This is a genomic window from Priestia sp. ABM2_011, from assembly GCF_056158845.1.
The window spans coordinates 3,295,890-3,319,368 of sequence record NZ_JBSWUB010000001.1 but is presented as its reverse complement, the minus strand read 5'-3'; the positions used below and the strand labels follow the sequence as shown (position 1 = coordinate 3,319,368).

Here is a 23,479-nt window from a genome sequence, read left to right as displayed (position 1 = left end):
TACTTATGATAACGCTTTCAAAAAAGGTTATAGTGAAAAATGTGTACGTACTTTATTTTACGGGAGGGTTTTAATTGAAACGTAGTTGGACTAAATATGCAATGGTACTGACGGCTTTACTCTTACTAGTAAGCTCTTTTTTTAGCCCGTTTATGCAATCGTTTGCATCTGCAGCGGATACCACAAAACTCACGATTCACTATCAGCCTGCTTCAAACGATACAAAAGAATGGGGATTATGGGTTTTTCCTGAAGGAGGAGAAGGGAAGCCTTACGCATTTACAGGGGAAGATCAATTTGGAAAAGTAGCGGAAGTTGAACTACCCGGTACTTATGACAAAGTAGGTTTTATTGTACGAACCGAGTCGTGGGAAAAAGATGGAGGAGACCGCTTCGTTTCAGTGGAGAACGGTGAAGGAGAAGTATGGGTAAAAAGTGGAGATGAACATACATATACGTCTCCTCCTGACGGTGAATATCGAGATTTACCGGAATTTGATAAAGTAAACGTTACCTTAAACTATCATCGGTACGATGGAGATTACAGCGGGTGGAACATTTGGACATGGCCAGGTGATGAAAAAGAAGGCAAGCAAATCGAATTTACGGAAGACACGAATTTTGGGAAGAAAGCAACTTACACAATTAACAGTGGAAGTGGTAATTTATTTGACAAAATTGGTTTTATTGTACGCCATTCTACTAGTGATAGCGATTGGGAAAATAAAGACGGAGGAAACCGCTTTATTACCAAGGTTGGGAAAGATGGGAATGTAGAAGTATGGATTGTTCAAGGGCAAAATCGAATTTATTATGATAGAGCTGTAGTAGATATCACTCGGAAAATCACGAAAGCGACTATGGATGCATTTAATCAAATTACATTAGAAACAAACGTACCGTTCGATTCTTCTAAGAGTGTAGGAGACATTGAAATTGACGGAGCTCAAATTGAGAAAGTGACACCTTATAAAGAGGGAGGAGACTCTGTTACTACTAAAGTTAAAATCATAACAAAACAGCCTCTGGACGTTACAAAAACGTATAAAGTTAAGCAAAAAGGATACGGATCAGCTGATGTAGTCAATGGAAATGTCGTGCGTACGAAAGAATTTGACGAAAAGTATGCATATAGCGGAAACGATTTAGGAAACACATATTCTAAGAAACAAACAAATTTTCGCGTATGGGCTCCAACTGCAAGCGAAGCCAAGCTAGTGACTTATTCGTCATGGAACTCGAAAGCTTTAAAAGAAATTTCTATGACTAAAAGTGAAAAAGGAACGTGGAAAGCGGAGTTAAAAGGAAATCAAGATGAACTAATTTATACGTACAAAGTAAAAATTGGGAACGTCTGGAATGAAGCGGTTGATCCATATGTACGAGCAACAACGGTCAATGGAGATCGCGGAGTCGTCGTAGATTTGGCTAAAACAAATCCGAAAAAGTGGAGTACAAATAAGCCGAAATTTAAAAATCCAGAAGATGCCATTATCTATGAACTGCACGTACGAGATTTATCGTCTCAAAAAGAGAGCGGTATCAAAAACAAAGGAAAATATTTAGGCGTAGCAGAGTGGAATACGAAAGGACCAAATGGAGTAAAAACAGGACTCAGTCATATTAAAGATTTAGGTATAACGCACGTCCAGTTCCTGCCTATTTACGATTATCGTACGGTGGATGAAACGAAATTAAACGAGCCGCAGTTTAACTGGGGATATGATCCGAAAAATTATAACGTCCCAGAAGGCTCCTATTCAACAAACCCATATAATCCTAAGACTAGAATTATTGAGCTCAAACAAATGATTCAAACGCTTCATGACAAGCAGCTTCGCATGGTAATGGACGTTGTTTATAATCACGTGTATGCAGTGAGTGAGCATAGTTTTGATAAACTAGTTCCAGGCTACTACTTCCGTTATAAAGAAGATGGAACTCTATCCAACGGAACAGGTGTTGGAAACGACACGGCGTCTGAACGGAAAATGGTTCGGAAGTTTATCGTAGATTCTGTTGCGTATTGGGCAAAAGAGTACCACATTGACGGGTTTCGGTTTGATTTAATGGGGATTCACGATACAAAGACAATGAATGAAGTGAGAAAGAAATTAGATGAACTTGATCCTTCCATTATCGCCTTAGGAGAGGGCTGGGATCTAGGAACCGAGCTTGACGCTAAGCTCAAAGCTAACCAGAAAAACGCTCAGGATATGAAGCGCATCGCTCACTTTAATGACGGTATGCGGGATGGTCTTAAAGGCAGCGTATTTTTTGATCATGACAACGGATTTGTGAATGGAAAGCAAGGACAAGAAAAGCTCATACAGCAAAGTATAGCAGCTGGAATTGATTATGATCGTTCAACTGCCACGTATGAAGATCCAGATCAAGTTGTTACGTATGTAGAAGCGCACGATAACCATACGTTATGGGATAAGCTTCAGCTGACGAACCCTGCTGACACCGAGCAAACGAAAAAGCAAATGCACAAGCTTGCTTCTTCTATTATTTTAACATCTCAAGGAATGAACTTTATACATGCAGGTCAAGAGTTTATGAGAACAAAAGGCGGAGACCATAACAGCTATCAGTCACCCGATTCTGTCAATCAGCTAGATTGGAAGCGCCGAGCAGCTTTCAGCCAAGAAGTAAATTACATGAAGGGACTTATTGCGCTTCGAAAGCAATATTCGTCATTTAGAATGACGAGTGCACAGGCTATTCATCAAAATTTACGCTTTGTTGATGCACCAGCAAACGTAGTAGGTTATACGTTAAATGCTAAAGCTAATAAAGATAAAGCAAACGAAATAATGGTGATTCATAATGCAAATAAACAAGCTCAAACGGTTCATTTGCCTTCTAACAGAACGTGGAGATTACTTGTTGACGGCGAGCGGGCCGGAACAAAAACGCTCCGTACGGTGAAAGGAAATACAATAAACGTTTCGCCTCTTTCGACATTTGTACTAGTAAGATAAGTTTTAGATAGCTAGAATGCATGTAGAAAAATTCAGAATATTGTATGCAAAATTGTTGATTTTACTAGATAACATGGTAAAATATTCATTGTTAGCGTTTTCAAAATTCGTGGGGAGGTATGTATTTGATGCAAAATCTTGGAGCGAAAAAAGTTGAAATGAGTCCGAAAGTAGTGGAGTTTTTAAAAGGAGTTAAACAGCTATACATTAATGGCGAATGGGTAGACTCTGTTTCAGGAAAAACGTTTGAAACAGTAAATCCAGCAACGGGTGAAAAGTTGGCAGATGTAGCTGAAGCAAATCCAGAGGATATTGATCGCGCCGTCAGAGCGGCTAGAGAAGCCTTTGATCATGGACCTTGGACAAAGATGTCAGCAGCTGAAAGAAGTCGACTTATTTATAAATTAGCTGATTTAATGGAAACACATCAATTGGAACTTGCGCAGCTTGAAACGCTTGATAACGGAAAACCAATTCGTGAAACATCAAATGCAGACATTCCATTAGCCATCGAACATTTCCGCTACTTTGCAGGGTGGTCAACTAAAATGGTTGGACAAACTATTCCTGTGCAAGGAGCGTATTTTAACTATACGAGATATGAACCAGTAGGAGTTGTTGGCCAAATTATTCCGTGGAACTTCCCGCTTTTAATGGCCGCTTGGAAGCTCGGAGCCGCTTTGGCAACTGGATGTACAATTGTGCTCAAGCCAGCCGAGCAAACGCCTCTTTCTGCACTTTACTTAGCTCGACTAGCCGATGAAGCAGGATTCCCAAAAGGCGTGCTAAACATTGTGCCAGGCTACGGGAAAACAGCAGGTGAACCGCTCGTTCATCATGATCTTGTCGATAAAATTGCTTTTACAGGATCTACTGCTGTCGGAAAAGCAATTATGAAACAAGCTAGCGACTCTTTAAAGCGTGTGACGTTAGAGCTTGGAGGAAAATCACCAAACATTATCCTCCCGGATGCAGACTTAACAAAAGCTGTTCCTGGTGCGCTTTCAGGTATTATGTTTAACCAGGGACAAGTATGTTGTGCTGGAAGTCGTCTGTATGTCCAAAAAAGCTTATATGATAATGTCGTAGCTGATTTAGTTTCTCAAACGAAATCTATTAAACAAGGAAATGGATTAGCTGATGAGACAACAATGGGTCCGCTTGTATCTGCGCAGCAGCAAAAACGAGTGAAAACCTATATTGATAAAGGAATTGAAGAAGGAGCGGAAGTACTCGCAGGAGGAAACATACCGTTTGATCAAGGCTATTTCGTAGAACCGACTATCTTTGCAGATGTCGATCATTCGATGACGATTGCTCGTGAAGAAATCTTTGGTCCGGTTGTAGCTGCTATGCCGTTTGACGATCTTGATGATTTGATTGCCAAAGCAAATGATACAGCATATGGTCTAGCAGCAGGCGTCTGGACACAGGATTTAAAGAAAGCACACTATATTGCTCATGGTATTAAAGCGGGTACAGTTTGGGTGAACTGTTACAACGTATTTGATGCAGCAAGCCCGTTTGGAGGTTATAAGCAGTCGGGAATTGGTCGTGAAATGGGAAGCTATGCGCTTGATAATTACACTGAAGTGAAAAGCGTATGGATCAATATGGAATAATAAGTAAGATTTTTTGTGAAAATCAATAGCATATCTTTGTGTGAAAAAGAGTAGTCTTTAGTGGACTACTCTTTTATTTGTTTAAGTCCCGCATTTTTAGAAAAGGAGTGATAACATTGCCGGTTATACAGGGCCCCTCGTCGTATAAGCTTACCGGTCACCTGCAAAAGTTTAGAGAGAACCCATTGGGTTTTTTGGAAAACTTGACTCAGTATGGAGAAATTGCAACATTTAGAGTTGCGCACAAACGCTTTTATGTAACGAGAGACCCTCAACTTATTAAAGATGTAGTCATTACAAACAGCAAGGCGTTTCAAAAAATTAAACTAACGCATATGTTTAAAACGCTGCTGGGTGAAGAAATGTTATGGACAGATGAAGCATTATACATGAGCCCCATTCAACCCTCACAACTTAAACAACATCTAACTTATAATAAGGAAGCAATCGCAAAAATAATTGAAAAGCATACGGAAACGTGGGAAGAAGGGCAGCTTCGAACGATAGTAAAAGACATAAGACAGATAGTCGTAGCTGTACTCCTTCAACTTGTATTTGGCATTTCGATTGAGGATAAAGACAAAATTCACTATGTTCAAGCGCTTATGAGAAAAAAAGAAAAGTTAGGCAAAATTTATATTCGTCTACCCTTGCACCAGCCTGACTCAGATGAGCAGCTAGAACAACTCCTTTTTGAACGCGTTCAAATGCGTGTTCAAAACAAAACCGAAGGAAATGACTTACTGCAGTGTGTATTAAATTCTCACGGGGAAGACATCGATGAAAGAGAAATATACGAACAGCTAAATTCTATATTCCTTTCGATGTATGAAATGATTACGCACGTATGCAGCTGGTCTATTCATTTACTGTCTCAAAATATTAGGGAGCACCTTCAGCTGCATAAAGAAATTCAAGCCTATGCTAGCGGTGAATCACTTTCAACCAAAAATTTGACCTATATGCGCAAAATAATTGCTGAAAGCATGAGGCTGTATCCGCCTCTTTGGCTATTTGGGCGTCAAGCACGTGAAGATATACAAATAGATGGTTACAGCATTAAAAAAGGGGAGATTATGTTAATTAGCCCTTATATGATGCATCGCCATGAAGATTATTTTTTAGAGCCAAGTGAATTTTTACCTGACCGTTTTGAAAAAGGAGGATCCATTGATGTCCCAAGCTATATGTATATGCCGCTTGGGATTGAGCATCAAGCGGAAAGAGGCATGGACTATATCACTGAAATAGTAACTATTTTTCTGTCAGAAATGACAAAGCGCTTTTTATTTCAACTGACTAAGCCCGAGCCTATTGCTCCGATGGCGGGCGTTATGCTGAATATGAAAGAAGAACTGGATGTGAATGTTCACAAAGTTCACACGCAGTCTTGAATGAACGGGAATCCTTTCCCTCTTTATATCAGGCTGTCAATTTATTGACACATCCTGCATTGAGATTTATCATAGGATAATATTTGATAGAGATTACTGAAGGATTTTTAGAGGGGACTATGGATAAAACAATTAAACAGTTAGTGTCGCTAGTTGAAACATCATTACTAACGCAAGTTAAGATTCAAAGTGAAAGTGACTATGATCCAGTTGAAGTTACGAACAAAACAAAAGAGTGGGTACTTATTGGTAAAGGAAACTATGCCGGTGTGTTTACGCACGAGAATTATCCTGAATTTGTCGTAAAAGTATACGGAAGAGACGTTTATGGTGTAAAAAAAGAAGCGCAAGTGTATAGAAAGCTGGGCGTTCACCCAGCTTATTCTCAACTTTTTCATGAGGGAAAGACGTACTTGATTTTAAAAAGACTTACAGGTGTTACTTTGTATGATGCTGTACAGCGGGGAATAAAGATTCCAGAACAAGTCATAAAAGATGTGAACAAAGCTTTGGACTATGCAAGAAGCCAGGGGTTAAACCCGTATGATGTGCATGGCAAAAATGTCATGATGAAAGATGGAAGAGGATATGTGGTGGATATTTCTGACTTTTATAAGGAGGGTATTGATAAAAAATGGACAGACCTTGTAAAAGCTTATTACACCTTTTATCCGTTTATTGATAAATACCATATCCGCTTGCCGTATCCGCTTTTAAACGTTATCAGAAAAGCATATCGTCTATATCGTAGAATCAAATCAAAAAGGAGTTTCCGCTAAAGGGAACTCCTTTTTAAGATGAAATACAGCGCAGTACGTGCTGCTGTTCAAAAGTTGGTTTTAATTTGAATAGAATGGTTTGTAGTATTTCAGATTGATAGACAAATTTCAGCGTATGTTTAAGGGAAAGAGAATGTAAGAAAGAACGTATTCTTTTTTCAGCATAACGTATCACCTGTTCTTCATAAAATAAAGTACGTGCGGAGATTTTAGCGTGAATATCTTTTGTTAGTTCGATTGTAAACTGGATAATCATTAAATCAGTGTCTTTACAGTATTTTTCTAGTAGCATAATATCACCTCCATTTTGTCAACTCATTTACATAATCTTAATATAAAATTTACAAATGTCAATAAAACACGGAAAAATAAATGGTAAGACTGTTCTTTTTATATGTTGAATAAACAACAACGTTACAGAGGTGAGTAAAGTTGAATATTAACGTCGGGTTTGCAATTTTAGCTGATATTGATAATAAGATGACGGCTGCTATTTATGTGGAAAATCAAATTGTAGCGATTATAGCTGGACCTTCAGATATTCTGTATGAAAAGTTGAAAAAAGTGTTTTTATAATAGAGAAAAGATGTAATTGTAAATATGATTCATAAAAAGCTTAAAAATTCTATGAAATAGTCGAAATAAAAGATGAGGATAAAATACACAAAAAGAAAGAACAGGAAGTTAAGGATAGGAGAATTACATATGGATAAAACATCTTTTATTGGACTGATTTTAGGAATAGCCTCTCTTATTGTAGGCATGTTTTTCAAAGGGGTTAATCCATCTGTGTTAGGAAATCCGGCTGCTATTTTAATTATTATTGTCGGAACCGTCGGAGCAGTAGTGATTGCATTTCCTTCAAATGAAATCAAAAGAGTCCCAAAACTGTTTGGTGTCCTGTTTAAAGAACAAAAAATGCTGCAGCCCGTTGATTTAGTATCCATGTTTTCAGAATGGGGACAAGTTGTTCGAAAAGAAGGGTTACTATCACTTGAAGCCCAAATTATTGATGTAGATGACCCTTTCTTAAAAAATGGTTTGAATTTAGCTATTGATGGTCAAAGTGCGGATTATATACGAGACGTGTTGTCTGAAGAAATTGATGCTATGGAAGAGAGACATCAAACGGGTGCAAGTATTTTCGCTTTAGCAGGTACATATGCTCCAACTCTGGGTGTACTTGGAGCTGTTATAGGGTTAATTGCTGCGCTTGGGAACATGGAAGATACGGATACGCTAGGACATGCGATCAGCGCGGCGTTTGTTGCTACGCTTCTTGGTATTTTTACTGGGTATGTACTATGGCATCCGTTTGCAAATAAACTGAAGCGTAAATCGAAACATGAAGTAAAGGTAAAGTATATGATGATCGAAGGAGTGCTTTCACTTCTAGAAGGAGAAACACCGAAAGTAATTGAGCAAAAGCTGGCTTCCTATTTGCCAACAGCGGAACGTAAAAAGCTTCTTCAAGAAAGCGAAGTGGGCATAAATGAGTAGACGCAGAAAACGAAAGCATGAAGAGGACCATGTTGACGAAAGCTGGCTGCTTCCTTACTCAGATTTGCTTACACTTTTACTTGCTTTATTCATTGTATTGTTTGCAATGAGCTCAGTGGATGCGCAAAAATTTAAAAACCTTTCCCGCGCATTTAATGAAGCGTTCGTTGGAGGAACGGGCGTGATGGAATTTCAATCTCTGCAGGAATCTGAAGAAGCGGTTCAGCCTTCAAATACTCCTGCAGCTAAAAGTACGGAAAAAACAAATGAAGTAGAGACAGCTCCCAATCAGTCTCCTGCTTCTTCACAATCGTTAACGAGCGAACAAAAGGAGCAAACCATTCGAGAAGCTGATCAAGAAGAGCTTCAGCAAATTCAATCTAAAATTAATGCGTATATTCAAAAGAAAAACTTAACAAATCAATTGCAGACTTCGCTAACAGATGAAGGTCTCTTAATTTCCATTCGAGACAATGTATTGTTTGATTCGGGAAGAGCACAAGTTCGGAGTGAAGATACAAAAATCGCAAATGATATTTCAGAGCTTTTGGTGATTGATCCTCCTCGTAATATTATTATTAGCGGTCACACCGATAACGTACCTATTCGGAACGCTGGTTTTGAATCCAACTGGGAGTTAAGCGTGATGAGAGCCGTTAACTTTATGAAAGCTATCTTAAAAAACGATAAGCTTAATCCAAGCATGTTCAGTGCAAAAGGGTTTGGAGAGTTCAAACCCGTGACATCTAACAATACAGCAGAGGGGCAAGCGAAAAATAGAAGGGTTGAAATATTGATTACTCCTCGTACAATTAAACAGCCGTAAAAGCAGGACTGCTTTTACGGCTGTTTTTCTATGTGTTATAAAGCTAAGAGTCTTCTCTTCTCAAAGTTTCCTCGTACTAGTTTGAGATCCATTCCATCTAAAATCAAATCAATGAGAGCGCCTTTAAAGACATCCGCTGTTTTTTTCTTATCATTGGACTGCAAATATTGCACGCGATACCACTTGTCTTCAACTTGAAAGTACATAAAACGACCGTGTGTAAAGTCAATCCAGAACTTTGTAGGTTGTCCATTGAGATTTTTATAAACATATCCCCAGCTTCGTCCTTGGTGAGCGTCCTTCATTTTAGGGCGAGCTGTATTAAATACTTCGTAATATACTTTGTGCTTAATATCATAGAGCATCATGTGACGGTCCTCCTATCTATAGACGTGCTAGCAGGTAAAGATATATTTGTATACAACAAGTATATTAAGATGAAAAGAATCGTAGACTATTTTTTTGAGACAAGCAGGAGCGAAGGTAAATGAAAAAGACAGTTTAAATTAGCTCAATTATTCCGCTTTTTTTATACTGTAAGTAAATGAGTTAAATAAGGAGGAAAAAATGAAACGAGTAGGAATAGTAGGTGCAGGAATGACCGGCCTTACAGCTGCGGCTGAATTACAAAAAGCAGGAATAGAGGTCTTTCTTCTTGATAAGGGCAAAAGTGTAGGGGGACGAATGGCTACACGAAGAGTAGGGGATGGAAAAGCAGATCACGGAGCTCAATTTTTTACAGTGAGATCCGATGAATTTCAGCAAGCCGTAAATAAATGGATAGCTGATAGAAAGGTTAAGAAGTGGTTTGGTGAGCATCACCCTCGTTATCAAAGTATAAATGGCATGAATGCATTAGCTAAATATTTAGCAAAAGATCTACGCGTATACTTGAATCGAAAAGTTCAAACCATTGACTTTCAAAACGGAAGGTACCAGCTGTATACAGAAGAAAATGAGATTTTTGAAGCGACTGATATCATTCTTACACCTCCGTCTCCTCAGGTTATTGAGGTATTTAATAATAGTAAGCTGCAAGCGGACCAATCTATTCTTAAAACACTTAAATTTAGTCCCTGCTTGGTTGCTATCGTGGAGCTTTACACAGAGATGCTGTATAGTGATCATGGTCAAATCACAAATCCATCTAGCACAATCCAAAGAATTGTTAATCATGAGCAAAAAGGAATATCAAAGACGCCCGTTCTTAGCATATATATGAATAAAGACTGGTCAGAAAAACATTTTGATGAACATGAACGTGAGTTGCTGCCGATGATAAAAAATGAAATAAAAGAATGGATAGGTGCAAATCATATTAAAAGCATCCAGATAAAGAAATGGCGCTATGCAGAGGTTGAACAAGTTCTTCATCAGCCCTTTGCTAAAATTATGCCGTCGCTACTGGTGGCAGGAGATGCTTTTTTAAGAAGGGAAGACGAGACGAATCACTCACGGTTAGAGAGCGCATATTTGTCAGGCAAATCGGCAGCCGCTGAATTAATGGAAAAGAACATCTAGAAAAAGGAGGGACCAAGAAGTGAAAAATAATTGGATAATGAAACAAACGTGGAAAGATTTACTGTTTATTCATTGGCCTGTAGATCCGGCATTTTTGGCTTCTTTATTGCCGAGTCAGTTAGAGCCTGACACCTATAATGGTCAAGCGTGGATTGCGCTTGTGCCTTTTACGATGACAGACATTCGATTCAAAGGAACGCCCGCCGTGCCCATCTTTTCACGGCTATATGAGCTAAATGTGCGTACCTATGTTACATATAAAGGGGAAAAAGGCGTTTATTTTTTTAGTTTAGACGCAAGCAATCCACTAGGAGTATGGATTGCTCGTCAGTTTTTTCACTTGCCTTATTACCACGCTGCTATGACATTCAACAAAACTCAGAACTATATTTCTTTTCAGTCAGTTCGAACGCACAGAGACTCAAAAAAAGAGCGAGTAAAGCTTACATATAGAGGTACTTCTCCGTCCTATCGCAGTAGAAAAGGAGAATTAGCTCATTGGCTTACAGAGCGCTATTGCTTATTTACCACTCACCAAGGAAATGTCTACAGAGGAGACCTTTATCATGATCCTTGGGAGCTGCAAAAAGGAGAGTGTGAAATAAGAGATGATTCTATCACTCAGCCTTTTTTGCGTCCGGCGGACTATCATAATTTAACTGTACACTACGCAAAGAAAGTAACTGCTTATTTTTACCCGTTTAAGAAAGTATAGGCATCAAAATAAAATTAAAAAATCTTCATAGCCTTCTTCTTTAAGCTTCTCTTTTGGAATAAAGCGAAGAGCCGCAGAATTTACTTGATAGTATTCGCTGTTTTCTTCTGTTAAAAGTAAACCAAGATAGTTATCTCCTTCTTTGCTTTTTAGCGCTGTTGAATGCTGAGCCGGCACTTTTTTTATGTTTCCGTATAAGATAGGACGCTTAAAAATGGGCCAGCCTGTATGAGAAGGAAGCTGATCTGACGTTTTGAACAGTGCTTCTCCAGTTAGAAGGTCAACGTAAATTCCTTTTTTTTTGTTATTCCAATATAAATTTGTAAAAGGGGGTTCGGTTCCGTTTTCCTGCGTAACAAAATATTGCATAGGCGTTAGGAACTTTTTAAGGTAAGAGCGGTCCTTGGGCCAATGCTGCGTCAGAAAATCAGTTCGCCCCGAGCCTTCTTTGTATAATTTATAGTGAAATGCATTTTTTCGATAATAATCCTGCTGCTGTTCTTCTGCTTCGTAAAAAGAAGAAAAAGGTAAAATAGGTGTGACGATAGGGTTCTTAAAACGTCCGCTTTGGGCGAGCTTTCTTTTAGAATCGAGAGCCACTTCTTTTTGCTTTTCGTTATGATAAAAAATAATGGCTCGATACGATGGTCCGCGGTCTGAAAACTGTCCGGCGGAATCCGTAGGGTCAATTTGCTGCCAATACAGGTTAAGCAGCTCTTCAAACGTAATTTGAGAAGGATCCCATACAATTTGCACGGCCTCTACGTACTCGCTTTCCTGTTTAGCTTCAGAAGCGATTTGTTCATCTCTAGCGTAGCCCGAGCGGATACTAATGATTCCTGTAAGCTGATCAAAAGGAGCGACCATGCACCAAAAGCATCCTCCTGCAAACGTTGCATATTCTTTCATGTTACTTTCCTCTTTTCGTTGAATAAAATAAATGAAAATATATTTATATATTAAAATGTATAAACAAACAGAAAGCGCTTTATAACGAGTCTTGTAAGAAAGCACACTCTTATGGTATTATGACCACTGGATAAAAGAAAGATGGCTTATTGTTTACGCGAGTATCCTTATTTTATGTTCTTAAAAAGATGCAGTTTATTGTTTAAGTACTCATAGAAATACATACGTTGGAGCAGTAAGAGGAACAATTAAAAAATAAGGACGTTTTGCTCTTAAACGATACCACATTCCAGAATCTACATACCAGTTTAGGAGGAGCTAGTTTGAACACAACCCGTTTACCATCTATGTGGGAAATAATGATTGTGCTTGCTTTATTTTTAGCTGTTGTTATTTCGTTTGCAACTGTTTTTGATTTACCTATTCAGCTCGCTTTATTTATTTCATGGTTTATTGTTATGGCGCTAGGAGTACGACTTGGGTATACGTATAATCAGCTGCAAGGGGCCATTACAAGAGGAATATCAAACGGCTTAGAAGCTATTTTAATTTTATTAGCCGTCGGTACGTTAATTGGAACATGGATTGCCGGAGGAGTTGTTCCTTCTCTTATTTATTTTGGATTAGAGTTTATTAATCCAACATTCTTTTTACTTGCTACACTTATCATTTGCTCTATTACCTCGATTTCAACAGGAACATCTTGGGGAACGGTTGGTACAGCCGGAATCGCGATGATGGGAATCGGACAAGGCTTAGGTATGCCGCTTCCTTTAGTAGCTGGAGCCGTGATTTCAGGAGCTTATTTTGGAGACAAGCTTTCTCCTCTTTCTGATAGTACCATTTTATCTGCGTCAATGGCCCGAGTGAACGTTATCGATCACGTAAAAGCAATGTTAGTATTGGATATTCCTGCTTATCTCATTACGGCAGTATTATTTACGGTAACAGGGTTTATGTATGGGGGAAAAGATTTTGATGCTGGACGGGTAGAAGAATTAAAATCTTCGCTGTTGGATACATTTCACATCAGCGGGTGGATGCTGATTCCGGCTTTGGCTGTCATTGTCCTTTTAGCATTAAAGAAACCTTCTCTTCCAGCAATTGCGGTTGGTTCATTATTAGGAATTATATGGGCAGTTGTCTTTCAACATATGGATGTGGCGAGCGCATTTAATACGGCTTATGAAGGATTTAAAATTAATACCGACAACACATTTTTAAGTGAGCTATTAAATCGTGGCGGAATTTTAAGCATGGTCGGTTCTATTATTGTCATTATTTTTGGACTAGGATTTGGCGGGTTATTAGATGAGCTCGGCGTCTTAGAAGTCCTGCTATCTAAATTTGAAAAAATTCTTGTCAATTCAGGAAACGTTACGGCTTCTACTATTTTCGTTGGATTATTAGGAAATATATTTGGTTGTGCGATGTATGTTTCATTAATTTTAACACCGAAAATTATGGAGAAAAGTTACGATAAGTTAAGAATACAGCGTCTAGTGCTTGCCCGTAACTCAGAAGTAGGGGGAACCTTAACTTCTGGAATGGTTCCGTGGACGGATAACGGTGTATTTCTAGCTACAACGCTTGGGATCTCTACATTCGCTTATCTGCCGTTTATGTGGCTCAGTTTTGTCTCTATTATTTTGGCGATTGTTTACGGATATACAGGGAAATTCATTTGGTACGTAAAAGAAGAAAAACAGCGTTCTGCTATAGCAAAATAAAAGAGGCTGGGACAAAAGAGTTTTAGTTGAAGAAAAATCCGAACGATGAATTGAGATTCTTAATGAAGAATCAACTTCGTTCGGATTTTTTCATTGGTATGATAAACGTAGGTTTCATGTATTTCGTTTCTTCTAGCTGTTGATCGAATTGATTTAGTCATGTCTCGAGTTCTTTTTGATCAAATCATTTCTGGGTATTCGATTTTCCAGTGAACATTTTGAAGGTAAAGCTGAACATCGGCCTTTTTTTTCTGCTGCAGAAGTTTTAGAATATGGCGGTGATGTTCATTCATTACGCGTAAAATGGCGTATAGCTCTTTGGTGTCATCGCTAAAGTACGTTTGTCTGATGAATCCGTCTTGTAAAGACATAAGCTGTTCTTTTAAGGTCACATTATCGCATCGGTTCAAATATACTCGATGAAAATACGTTTGATATTTTTGATAATCCTGATAATTTTCTGATTCAATCGAAACATCGATTTTTTTAATAAGCTCATCCATCTTCGTAAAATCTTCTTCAGTTAAGTGATCAATCGACAAGGCAGCTGCCAGACCATCTAAAGCACCGACGATTTCAAATACTTCTAGTTTTTTGTGTGTATCAATTTCCTTTACAGTAAACCCTCTGCGCGGTCTGTATTCTAATAGGTTGTCTGAAGCTAATTTAATAAGCGCTTCTCTTACAGGCGTTCGGCTGACATTCAGCTGAGAACAAATACTGGCTTCATTTATTTTGTCGTTAGGCAGCAGTGTACCGTCTTGAATTTGACTTGCTATGTAGTTATATACATGATCCTTTAATGAATGATAAATCATAGGCCCCTTGTTCATTGTTTCCCCCTAAAATAAATATCGCATCAGCCGTTCCTTCTCTTCATGTCATGGTGACGAAAGAGTATAAAAATAGCATGAAAGAACGTACGGGTGTAAAAATAATCATATCATATCACTTCATTTAATCTTAGTTAGAATATAAAAAATAGAATTATTGAAATATTTTTTACTATTCATTGTTGTAAAAAATCTGAAAAATGATATAATCGTAAAAAGATTTAAGAAGTGTATATTGTATACAATATACAAAATTCGTACATATCGAAGAAATAGAGCCTATTCCTGAAGAGAAGAGACTATAGAGAATATGTAAAAAAACCAAGTTTTTGGATGGGTTTACTATAAAAAAGGAGGTACATAATGGGTGAGAATACAACATCTATGAATCAGTTACAAAGAAAAATGAAAAGCCGTCATTTATTTATGATTTCCCTTGGCGGTGTTATCGGTACGGGGTTGTTTCTTAATTCTGGCTATACAATTAATGCAGCAGGTCCTGGGGGAACGCTCCTTGCTTATTTAATCGGTGGATTAATTATGTATTTAGTCATGATATGTCTAGGGGAGCTAAGCGTAGCAATGCCTGTGTCAGGATCATTTCAAGTATACGCTACAAAGTTTATAGGGCCGGGAACTGGTTTTGCGGTGGGCTGGCTCTACTGGCTGACTTGGGTAGTATCTGTCGGTTCGGAGTTTACAGCGTCTGGGCTGCTTATGCAAAGATGGTTTCCTGACGTTTCGGTTTGGATATGGAGCGCGCTGTTTGCTCTTTTATTATTTGGTTTAAATGCAACATCTGTACGTTTTTTCGGCGAAACAGAATTTTGGTTTTCAAGTATTAAAGTATTAACGATTATTGTATTTATTATTTTAGGCGCAGCAGCGATGTTTGGATTCATTCCCCTTAGCGGTCATGAAAAAGCGCCGATGCTTTCTCATTTTACAGGAGAGGGCGGTTTATTTCCAAATGGACTTATGCCTGTATTAATTACGATGGTTTCCGTAAGTTTTGCTTTTTCAGGAACAGAATTAATTGGTATTACGGCGGGAGAAACCGAAATCCAGAAAAGAACATACCTCGAGCCATTAAAAATATCATTTGGCGTACATTCTTCTTCTTTATCGGCGCCATGTTTGTACTATCTGGGTTGATCTCATGGAAACAAGCAGGAGTGTTAGAAAGTCCTTTTGTGACGGTGTTTGATCAAATAGGTATTCCTTATGCAGCAGATATTATGAACTTGGTTATTTTAACAGCTTTACTATCAAACGCTAATGCAGGCTTATATGCATGCTCGAGAATGCTCTGGTCATTATCCGATCAAAAAATGGTTAGCAGCTGGTTAGGGAAAGTAACGTCTAAAGGAGTTCCATTTAATTCGTTGCTTATCAGCATGGGAGTGGCTTGTCTGTCCTTGCTGTCAAGCGTGGTTGCACCAACTACTGTTTACTTAGTATTAGTTTCTATTTCTGGATTTGCGGTGGTAGCTGTATGGATGGCTATTGCAGCTTCTCATTTTATGTTCAGAAGACGCTATATTAAAGAAGGAAATGATGTATCAAAGCTTGTTTACAAAGCTCCTTTATATCCTCTCGTTCCTATCTTAGCATTCGTTTTATGCTTTGCTGCTTGTGTAGGACTTGCTTTTGATAAGAGTCAGCGTATCGCATTATACTGCGGTATCCCATTTGTCCTTTTTTGTTATCTGTTTTATTATTTAAAAAGTAAAAAAGAAAACGGAAAAGGTGACAGTCAGCCTATAGCAAAATAAAAAGCAGAAGACCTAGGTCTTCTGCTTTTTTTTGCATACAAAAACACCCTATCCATCCGTACTGGTTAAGTGTCCCGCAACAAGCGAAATTGAATTGGATAGGGTGCGTATCTATATAGTAGAGAAAGAGGCGCCATTTGTCAAACTTATTTAGCGGCGCCTTATTTAAAAATAGAAAAAAGAAAAGTTTTCACTGTTTTTTCATTTTCACTATGTATAGTAAGGGATGTAAAGAAAAGATATTCGCAGCAGCACGTCGTACAAATCCATAGAACGTAAAAGAAAGGAGGAAGTCAAATGGCTAAGCGGGATGCGTATTTTGATAACGTGAAATTTATCTTAATTGTACTGGTAGTGTTTGGCCATTTGTTAACTCCCTTCATTAATGATGAACAGTGGTTACGAACACTCTACATATTTATTTATACTTTTCATATGCCAGCGTTTATTTTAATAAGCGGATATTTTGCAAAAGGATACCGAAAGAAAGGATATATGTGGAAGATGGCGAAGAAAGTATTACTTCCTTATATTATCTTTCAACTTATCTATGCGGTATATGATTATAAACTGTATGATGAATCGTCATTTGAAGTTTCAGTATTTCAGCCAGCTTGGTCACTGTGGTTTTTACTAAGTTTATTTTGTTGGAATGCGATGCTGTTCATTTTTACAAAGATCAAATATCCTTTAGCTGTCGCGGCAGTTTTAGGAATTATGATTGGCTTATGTGAACCGCTAGAAACAACGTTAAGTCTTTCTAGAACATTTGTATTCTTCCCCTTCTTCTTAGCAGGGTTTTATATGAAAAAAGAACATTTTAAAAAGTTGACGTCTGTTTCTTGTAAGAAAATAGCTGGAGGCACATTGCTCATTATTGCTCTGTGGATCCAGTACGTAGCACCGGATTTTGAGAAGGAGTGGCTATTTGGTTCAAAATCTTATGCCTCCTTAGGTGTAAATCAAGTAGAGGGAATGATCATTCGTACACTATTTTATAGCATCAGCTTAGCAATGACGGTTTCCTTTTTAGCTTTGACCCCTACACAGACGATGTCTTTTACATCTCGAGGTGCTCAAACCTTTTATGTGTATTTGCTACATGGATTTCTGATTAAATATATTCGCTTATCTTCTTTTGGAGACTGGATAGAAAGTGTACAAGGATACAGCATTCTTTTGATTGGAGCTTGTGGAGTGGCGTGGCTGTTGTCGAGTAAATACGTATCTACGATTGCAAGGCCTTTAATTGAGCTTAAACCGTTACCAACGCGCAAAAGTTTAAGTTTAGGTAAGTAATGAGAAATGGAAAAGGAGTTTAATGATGTCTAAAAACAAAATAATTATGATTATCGCAGCCGTTGTCATTATTGCTGCAGTAGCTATTGGTGCCGTAGCAATGAATAAATCAAAGGTAGTTGCTACCGTTGGTGATGAAAAAATCACAAAAGATCAGCTGTATGATGCTCTTCTTGCTCAAGGAGGATCAAGCGTCCTTGATTCACTAATCGAACAAAAAGTCATTTCAAAAGAAGCAGCTAAACAAAATATTAAAGTAACCGATAAAGAAATTAATGCTGAATTAGAAAACCTTAAAAGTCAGTACGGTGGAGAAGATGCACTAAATCAAGCATTAGCATCTAGCGGTGTAAAATTGTCAGAGCTGAAAAAAGATTTAAAGACGAATATTGAAGCAAAAAAAATGGTCGAGTCGACTATTAATATTAAAGATAGTGAAATAAAATCGTACTTTAATCAAAATAAAGATTCACTAGCTACAGAAGCACAGGTAAAAGCTAGTCATATCTTAGTAGCAGACGAAAAAACAGCAAAAGAAGTAAAGGCAAAGCTTGATAAAGGAGAAGATTTTGCAAAGCTAGCAAAAGAATATTCAACGGATACAGCTTCTAAATCAGATGGCGGAAACCTTGGATACTTCAAAAAAGGCGATATGGTCGAAGCTTTTGCCAACAAAGCATTTTCAATGAAGGTAAATGAAGTAAGTGATCCTGTTAAAACAGAATACGGTTACCATATTATTAAAGTAACAGGCAAAAAAGAAGCGCAAAAAGCAACATATGAAAACAGCAAAGCAAAAATCAAGCAAACGCTGCTTGATCAAAAATACCAAACAGAGTATCCAACATGGTTACAAAAGCTAAAGAAAAAGTATGATATCACAAACAAACTTGATTCATAAATAATACCTTAACGAAATGAGGGGATGGATATGAAACAAACAGCGTCTTATAGCAAATTAGAAAAAATCGTCGAACAATTGAAGCACAGAGGTGTACGAGCTGAAATATGCCGGCGTGTTGTAAAGGTCACAGAAACTGTTAATGGATCAAATCCTTCATATTCAAATCAAATCGTTAGGCATTCATAAAAGTACAAAAGACGCGAACGGCTGAACAGCAGTTTGCTCTCGTTCTTAATACAGGTAGGGAAAATTAAAATGAAAAGAGATCAGTAGAGGCAGCTTGTTTCTGCTGCTTCTTTTTGTATAATAAAGTAAACAAAAGGATGCAGGGAAATGTATCAAACGAAGGAAGGAGTTACGCAGAATGAACGTACTGCTAGCAGAAGATGATTTGCAGCTAGGTGAATTAGTTAGTTATATGCTGAAGAAAAAAGGAGGCTATAACGTCGAATGGGTGACGGAAGGGAATGATGCATATGACTATGCATCTGAAGCACATTATGATGTGTTAATTCTTGACTGGATGATGCCCAATGGAGACGGAATCGATGTATGTAAACGTCTAAGAAAAGAAGGATACGCCGGGGCCATTCTTATGTTAACAGCAAAAGATGCGGTTCAAGATCGTATACAAGGCTTAGATGCGGGAGCGGATGATTACGTTATTAAGCCATTTGAAATTGACGAGCTGCTTGCAAGGCTTCGCGCTTTGGCTCGTCGTAATTATGCACCAATTTTAGAAGAAGAAGTAGAGATTGCCAGCATGATATTAAAAAGAGCAAGTCAAACCGTGCAGTTTGACGAGGAGTTTATTCAATTAAGTCCTCGTGAATTTCAACTGCTAGATTTTTTAGTAAAAAACAAAGGACAAGTTCTTTCCCGGGATATTATTTTAGACAGGGTATGGGGATATGAATCAGATGTTTCGATTAAAACGATTGATGCGACGGTTAAACTTTTGCGAAAAAAACTAGAGAAATTTAACAAACAAGATCTTATTCAAAGCATTCGCGGAGTAGGCTACAAAATTGAAAGCTAAACTTCTTACGAGGGCTAAACAGAAAGTAAAACAAAAAGTAAAGCAAGATTTATTCAGCCAGACGCAAAATCGTTTAACATTCCGATACAGCGCATTGCTAATGCTGTTTCTGCTTTTATTCGTATTTATTGTTTATGCATTGGTGTATGTGGTTGTATCCAATAGTCAGCAGCAAAACTTAAATAGCATGTTAAAACAAGAGTCTCGAATTGTCCAAAGCATCTTAATTAAACAAGCGGTAAACAGTTCGAATCAACAGTCGAAAGAACAGTATAAAAACATTGTCGTAGCCGGTGAAGACCAGTTTTTTTATTATGTCATCAGTCCTGAAGGGGACCTTATTATGGGCAACGAAGCGAGTGAGCGTCTTCGCTCTAACTTGTTAGATTTAATTGATGGATGGATCCCTATTGAAAACGAAGTGCGAAAAGAACGAATAAAAGCCCCGCGTCCTAGTTTTGAGCACATCGAAGGAGTAAAAGGGCAAAACGGGGAAGGCAAAATAGATATTGATTTAATGATGGCGGGGGAACCTATTTTTTATAAAGGCCAATTTTTAGGGATGCTTTATATTGGAAAAGACGTTTCGTTTCTTTATCAGCTGTTAAAGTGGCTCCTCATTATTATGCTGAGCCTTACGGTACTGTTTGTAGGAGTAGCCATTTATATCAGCCGCTTAATGTCAAAACGTGCCATGGTCCCAATTGAAACAGCTTTCCAAAAGCAAAAAGAATTTGTGGCGGATGCATCCCATGAGCTAAGGACACCGCTTAGCGTTATGCTTTCTTCTATCAACGCTTTAGAAATGCAGGAGGAAGTAACAGAAGATCCCTTCTCTAAAAAATTAATTAATAATATGAAAGCTGAAGTGAAGCGGATGACGAGTCTCGTCAGTGATTTACTTACGCTTGCACGCTCAGACTCTAATAAAGTAGAAAAAGCAATGATGCCATTTGATATTACAGATGCGGTACAAAAGGTAATGGAATCGGTTGAAACTCTAGCGATTTCTAAACATATTGATTTGCAGCTGGATACGCCTGAAAAATTAGTCGTAACTGGAGATCAAGAGCGTCTCACTCAGCTGATTTACATTTTGTTAGACAATGCGATTAAATATACGACTCCTCATGGAAGTGTAAACATTCAAGTGGTTCAGCACGGGAGTGAATGTACATTAAAAGTACGTGATACAGGGGTTGGAATTCATCCCGACGAAAAGGATCGAATCTTCGACCGCTTTTATCGTGCTGATAAATCCCGATCCCGTCAAATGGGAGGTCACGGGCTAGGCCTAGCAATCGCTAAATGGATCGTAGAAACACATAAAGGCAAAATTGATGTAGAAAGTGAACAAGAAAAAGGAAGTACATTTACAGTAAGGTTGCCAATGTCACAAAAAGTAAAAAAGAGTTAAAAGAGACTGTGACAAAATTAGTTGAAGGAAGATCCGAACGAGTTTGATTCTTGATGGAGAATCAAACTCGTTCGGATTTTTTTATGGTTAGAGTGGAGGTAGGTTTCATTTATCCAATTTGTTCGTCCGTTGATTTAGTTATGTCTCCATCTCTTTTCAGTTAGTGAAAGTGACCAAATGAAAAAGAAAAGTTTAGACAAAATGGCGAATAAAAAAATCGGATAATTCAGTTATATTAACTGGCGTAATAATCAGTCTGTGTGTCAGGGTTCTTTACAATGATAAAGACTTTTTAAAGGAAACAGTGCATGATAGAACAATAGCAGACTACTTCGTTTAACAAAAAGATGAAGTAAGTAAAGGGGAGTTTGATAATATGTACGATTTAATTATTCGGGATGGTTCGGTCGTATTAGAAGACGAAATAGTAAAAGCGGACATAGGTGTTAAAAAAGGAAAGATTGCAGAAATAGCGCAAGGTGTTAGCATACCAGCAAAAAAATACGTAGATGCTAAAGGCAAATATGTTCTGCCTGGAATGATTGATATTCATGTGCATTTTGATGAACCGAGCCGAGACCATTGGGAAGGGTTTGACTACGGTTCAGCATCTATGGCCGCAGGAGGCTGCACTACATATTTTGATATGCCTTTAAACGGCGTTCCTCCTACCGTAACAGAAGCAGCGCTGTGGGAAAAGAAAAAGCTGGCTGATCAAAAGTCAGTAGTAGATTACGGTCTATGGGGAGGGTTGGTTCCTGGTAATAAAGAAGAATTAGCCAAAATGGCTCATTCGGGTGTAATAGGTTTTAAAGCATTTATGTCAGAAGCAGGTTCTGAATTTGATTTCTCAGATGACCTCACATTATACGAAGGAATGAAAGAGATTGCAAAACTAAATAAAGTGCTTGCCCTGCATGCTGAAAGAAATGACTTAATACAAAAGCTTGAACAGGCTAAACAGAAGCAAAAGCAAACGGCTATTAAAGATTATTTAGAAACGCGACCGGTTGTAGCAGAAGTAAACGCAGTAAAGCAAGCGCTTGAGTACGGTGAAGAAACGGGATGTCCGCTTCACTTTGTACACATTAGCAGCTATGAAGCAGTGCAGCTTATTACGGAAGCAAAGAAGAATGGAATGAACGTTACGCTGGAAACTTGTCCGCATTATTTACTTTTTACAGAGGAAGACTTTGAAGAAATTGGCGTAACGGCTAAGTGTGCACCTCCTCTTCGCAGCAGGAGTCAAAAAGAAAAATTATGGGCATGTATTCAATCAGAAGAAGTAGATATGATTTCTTCGGATCATTCTCCTTGCCCGATTGAGTTAAAAACAGCTCATCAGAATGATTTATTTAAAGTTTGGGGTGGAATATCAGGCGGTCAGTACTCTTTGCAAGCAATGATTAGTGAAGGAGCGATCACTAGAGGGATTTCTCTTTCTCACATTTCAAAGCTTGTATCAACCAATCCAGCTAAACGATTCGGCTTATATCCCAAAAAAGGAAGCATTTTGCTAGGAGCCGATGCGGATTTGGTTATCGTTGATCTTAATCAAACTGAAAAAGTGACAAAAGAAGGAATGGTTTTCAAACATAAGCACAGTATATATGAAGGAACGGTATTTAATAGCGTTATTTTAACTACCATTAATAGAGGAACGATTGTATACACTAAAGAAGAAGGTGTGTTTCCTCTTCACAAAGGACAAATGGTAAATGGTGAATACGTAAAATTGTAGGCACAGTGAAAAAAGAGATGAAAAATAAACCTTTTATCTCTTTTTTTACATAAAAAAATGAGGATGACTTATATTAAAAGTATTACATAGGTGAAAAAAGAGTATCTACTATAACAAAAGAGACATTTTTAAAGAAGGTTTTATTATTTTAAAAAAGTATATTTTTGATTGAGGGAAGCATAATTTAAAAAGAATAAAGCTTCTTTTTAAATATAAAGAAAAATTTCCCAAAAAGAAAAATATTATCTGGTTGTATGAAAAGTAGATAATCAGATGCTTTGTAATCAAGGGTTTTGTATAAAAAAATTTTCAAAAAGATATTTTAAGAAAGGAAATCTTGATTTAAAGCTTTTTATAGGTGCAATTTTATAATGAAAAACCGTATATTATGCACTCATTGTAAAATTCTGATATTGACAGAATCATTTTATAAGAATAAAATTTTCTTGTTTCTATTTTTTTATATCATCATAATTTTTTGACAGTTT

General features: G+C 37.8%; 20 protein-coding genes and 1 pseudogene. 17 read left to right on the top strand and 4 right to left on the bottom strand.

The features are described 5' to 3' along the window. The first annotated feature begins 101 nt into the window (after nucleotides 1–101). The 4 genes from pulA (at nucleotide 102) to ACXAE4_RS17810 (ending at nucleotide 6,782) form a co-directional block, all read left to right on the top strand. The gene (pulA, locus tag ACXAE4_RS17825) at nucleotides 102–2,987 is read left to right on the top strand and encodes a type I pullulanase (RefSeq protein ID WP_475237345.1); all 2,886 of its coding nucleotides are present in this window, start codon (nucleotides 102–104) and stop codon (nucleotides 2,985–2,987) included. 128 nt (nucleotides 2,988–3,115) lie between these two features. Further along, nucleotides 3,116–4,609, top strand: coding sequence for an aldehyde dehydrogenase family protein (locus tag ACXAE4_RS17820; RefSeq protein WP_013082880.1), 1,494 nt, complete (start codon nucleotides 3,116–3,118; stop codon nucleotides 4,607–4,609). A gap of 107 nt (nucleotides 4,610–4,716) precedes the next feature. Then, a complete protein-coding gene (locus ACXAE4_RS17815) occupies nucleotides 4,717–6,003 on the top strand; it encodes a cytochrome P450 (protein ID WP_080963438.1) in 1,287 nt (428 codons plus the stop codon). A gap of 119 nt (nucleotides 6,004–6,122) precedes the next feature. Then, entirely contained in the window at nucleotides 6,123–6,782 is a 660-nt protein-coding gene (locus tag ACXAE4_RS17810) for a serine/threonine-protein kinase (RefSeq protein WP_028413611.1), read from the top strand. 13 nt (nucleotides 6,783–6,795) lie between these two features. Here ACXAE4_RS17810 and ACXAE4_RS17805 read toward each other — a convergent pair whose 3' ends face one another. Continuing rightward, entirely contained in the window at nucleotides 6,796–7,074 is a 279-nt protein-coding gene (locus tag ACXAE4_RS17805; RefSeq protein WP_154988939.1) for a hypothetical protein, read from the bottom strand. Nucleotides 7,075–7,214: 140 nt separating this feature from the next. Between ACXAE4_RS17805 and ACXAE4_RS17800 the strand changes: the two genes are divergently transcribed. The 3 genes from ACXAE4_RS17800 to motB all read left to right on the top strand — a co-directional run bounded on the left by ACXAE4_RS17800 (nucleotide 7,215) and on the right by motB (nucleotide 9,108). Next, nucleotides 7,215–7,358 (top strand): hypothetical protein, encoded by a 144-nt coding sequence (locus ACXAE4_RS17800; RefSeq protein ID WP_014460421.1) that lies wholly within the window; start codon nucleotides 7,215–7,217, stop codon nucleotides 7,356–7,358. 129 nt (nucleotides 7,359–7,487) lie between these two features. Continuing rightward, on the top strand, nucleotides 7,488–8,282 hold the full coding sequence (gene motA / locus ACXAE4_RS17795) for a flagellar motor stator protein MotA (RefSeq protein WP_013056745.1): 795 nt from the start codon (nucleotides 7,488–7,490) through the stop codon (nucleotides 8,280–8,282). After that, nucleotides 8,275–9,108 carry a flagellar motor protein MotB gene (motB, locus tag ACXAE4_RS17790; protein WP_028413610.1) on the top strand — a complete coding sequence of 278 codons (834 nt, stop codon included), beginning with the start codon at nucleotides 8,275–8,277 and terminating at the stop codon, nucleotides 9,106–9,108. Before motA ends, motB begins: the two co-directional genes overlap by 8 nt. 35 nt (nucleotides 9,109–9,143) lie before the next feature. Here the strand turns inward: motB and ACXAE4_RS17785 are convergent, their stop codons facing one another. After that, a complete protein-coding gene (locus ACXAE4_RS17785; protein ID WP_013056747.1) occupies nucleotides 9,144–9,476 on the bottom strand; it encodes a hypothetical protein in 333 nt (110 codons plus the stop codon). Nucleotides 9,477–9,675: 199 nt separating this feature from the next. On the opposite strand from ACXAE4_RS17785, the gene ACXAE4_RS17780 reads away from it, so the two are divergent. Together ACXAE4_RS17780 and ACXAE4_RS17775 are read left to right on the top strand one after the other, a co-directional pair. Then, nucleotides 9,676–10,629, top strand: a complete 954-nt coding sequence (locus tag ACXAE4_RS17780) for an NAD(P)/FAD-dependent oxidoreductase (protein ID WP_028413609.1) — start codon at nucleotides 9,676–9,678, stop codon at nucleotides 10,627–10,629. Between the two features lie 19 nt (nucleotides 10,630–10,648). Next, on the top strand, nucleotides 10,649–11,344 hold the full coding sequence (locus ACXAE4_RS17775; RefSeq protein WP_028413608.1) for a YqjF family protein: 696 nt from the start codon (nucleotides 10,649–10,651) through the stop codon (nucleotides 11,342–11,344). A 3-nt stretch (nucleotides 11,345–11,347) separates the two neighbouring features. Here ACXAE4_RS17775 and msrA read toward each other — a convergent pair whose 3' ends face one another. Then, nucleotides 11,348–12,253 (bottom strand): peptide-methionine (S)-S-oxide reductase MsrA, encoded by a 906-nt coding sequence (gene msrA, locus ACXAE4_RS17770; protein ID WP_033578792.1) that lies wholly within the window; start codon nucleotides 12,251–12,253, stop codon nucleotides 11,348–11,350. Between the two features lie 323 nt (nucleotides 12,254–12,576). On the opposite strand from msrA, the gene nhaC reads away from it, so the two are divergent. Next, nucleotides 12,577–13,983: a Na+/H+ antiporter NhaC gene (gene nhaC, locus ACXAE4_RS17765; RefSeq protein WP_028413606.1), complete on the top strand. Its 1,407-nt coding sequence runs from the start codon at nucleotides 12,577–12,579 to the stop codon at nucleotides 13,981–13,983. Between the two features lie 179 nt (nucleotides 13,984–14,162). Here the strand turns inward: nhaC and ACXAE4_RS17760 are convergent, their stop codons facing one another. After that, the gene (locus ACXAE4_RS17760; protein ID WP_034327794.1) at nucleotides 14,163–14,816 is read right to left on the bottom strand and encodes a GntR family transcriptional regulator; all 654 of its coding nucleotides are present in this window, start codon (nucleotides 14,814–14,816) and stop codon (nucleotides 14,163–14,165) included. A gap of 363 nt (nucleotides 14,817–15,179) precedes the next feature. Here ACXAE4_RS17760 and ACXAE4_RS17755 point away from each other — a divergent pair. From ACXAE4_RS17755 to ACXAE4_RS17725, 7 genes and pseudogenes are all read left to right on the top strand, one after another. After that, nucleotides 15,180–16,591, top strand: a pseudogene (locus ACXAE4_RS17755) (amino acid permease). Nucleotides 16,592–16,888: 297 nt separating this feature from the next. Then, nucleotides 16,889–17,890 carry an acyltransferase family protein gene (locus ACXAE4_RS17750; protein ID WP_028413603.1) on the top strand — a complete coding sequence of 334 codons (1,002 nt, stop codon included), beginning with the start codon at nucleotides 16,889–16,891 and terminating at the stop codon, nucleotides 17,888–17,890. A 25-nt stretch (nucleotides 17,891–17,915) separates the two neighbouring features. Further along, nucleotides 17,916–18,791: a peptidylprolyl isomerase gene (locus ACXAE4_RS17745; protein ID WP_028413602.1), complete on the top strand. Its 876-nt coding sequence runs from the start codon at nucleotides 17,916–17,918 to the stop codon at nucleotides 18,789–18,791. 30 nt (nucleotides 18,792–18,821) lie between these two features. After that, on the top strand, nucleotides 18,822–18,980 hold the full coding sequence (locus ACXAE4_RS17740) for a hypothetical protein (protein WP_014460408.1): 159 nt from the start codon (nucleotides 18,822–18,824) through the stop codon (nucleotides 18,978–18,980). A gap of 178 nt (nucleotides 18,981–19,158) precedes the next feature. Beyond that, nucleotides 19,159–19,833 (top strand): response regulator transcription factor, encoded by a 675-nt coding sequence (locus ACXAE4_RS17735; protein ID WP_028413601.1) that lies wholly within the window; start codon nucleotides 19,159–19,161, stop codon nucleotides 19,831–19,833. Next, complete coding sequence (locus ACXAE4_RS17730; protein WP_289578884.1) at nucleotides 19,823–21,250, top strand: sensor histidine kinase; 1,428 nt, start codon at nucleotides 19,823–19,825, stop codon at nucleotides 21,248–21,250. The genes ACXAE4_RS17735 and ACXAE4_RS17730 overlap by 11 nt, the downstream gene beginning before the upstream one ends. A gap of 376 nt (nucleotides 21,251–21,626) precedes the next feature. Next, nucleotides 21,627–22,991, top strand: a complete 1,365-nt coding sequence (locus tag ACXAE4_RS17725; RefSeq protein WP_098112537.1) for an allantoinase — start codon at nucleotides 21,627–21,629, stop codon at nucleotides 22,989–22,991. Nucleotides 22,992–23,479 lie beyond the last annotated feature (488 nt).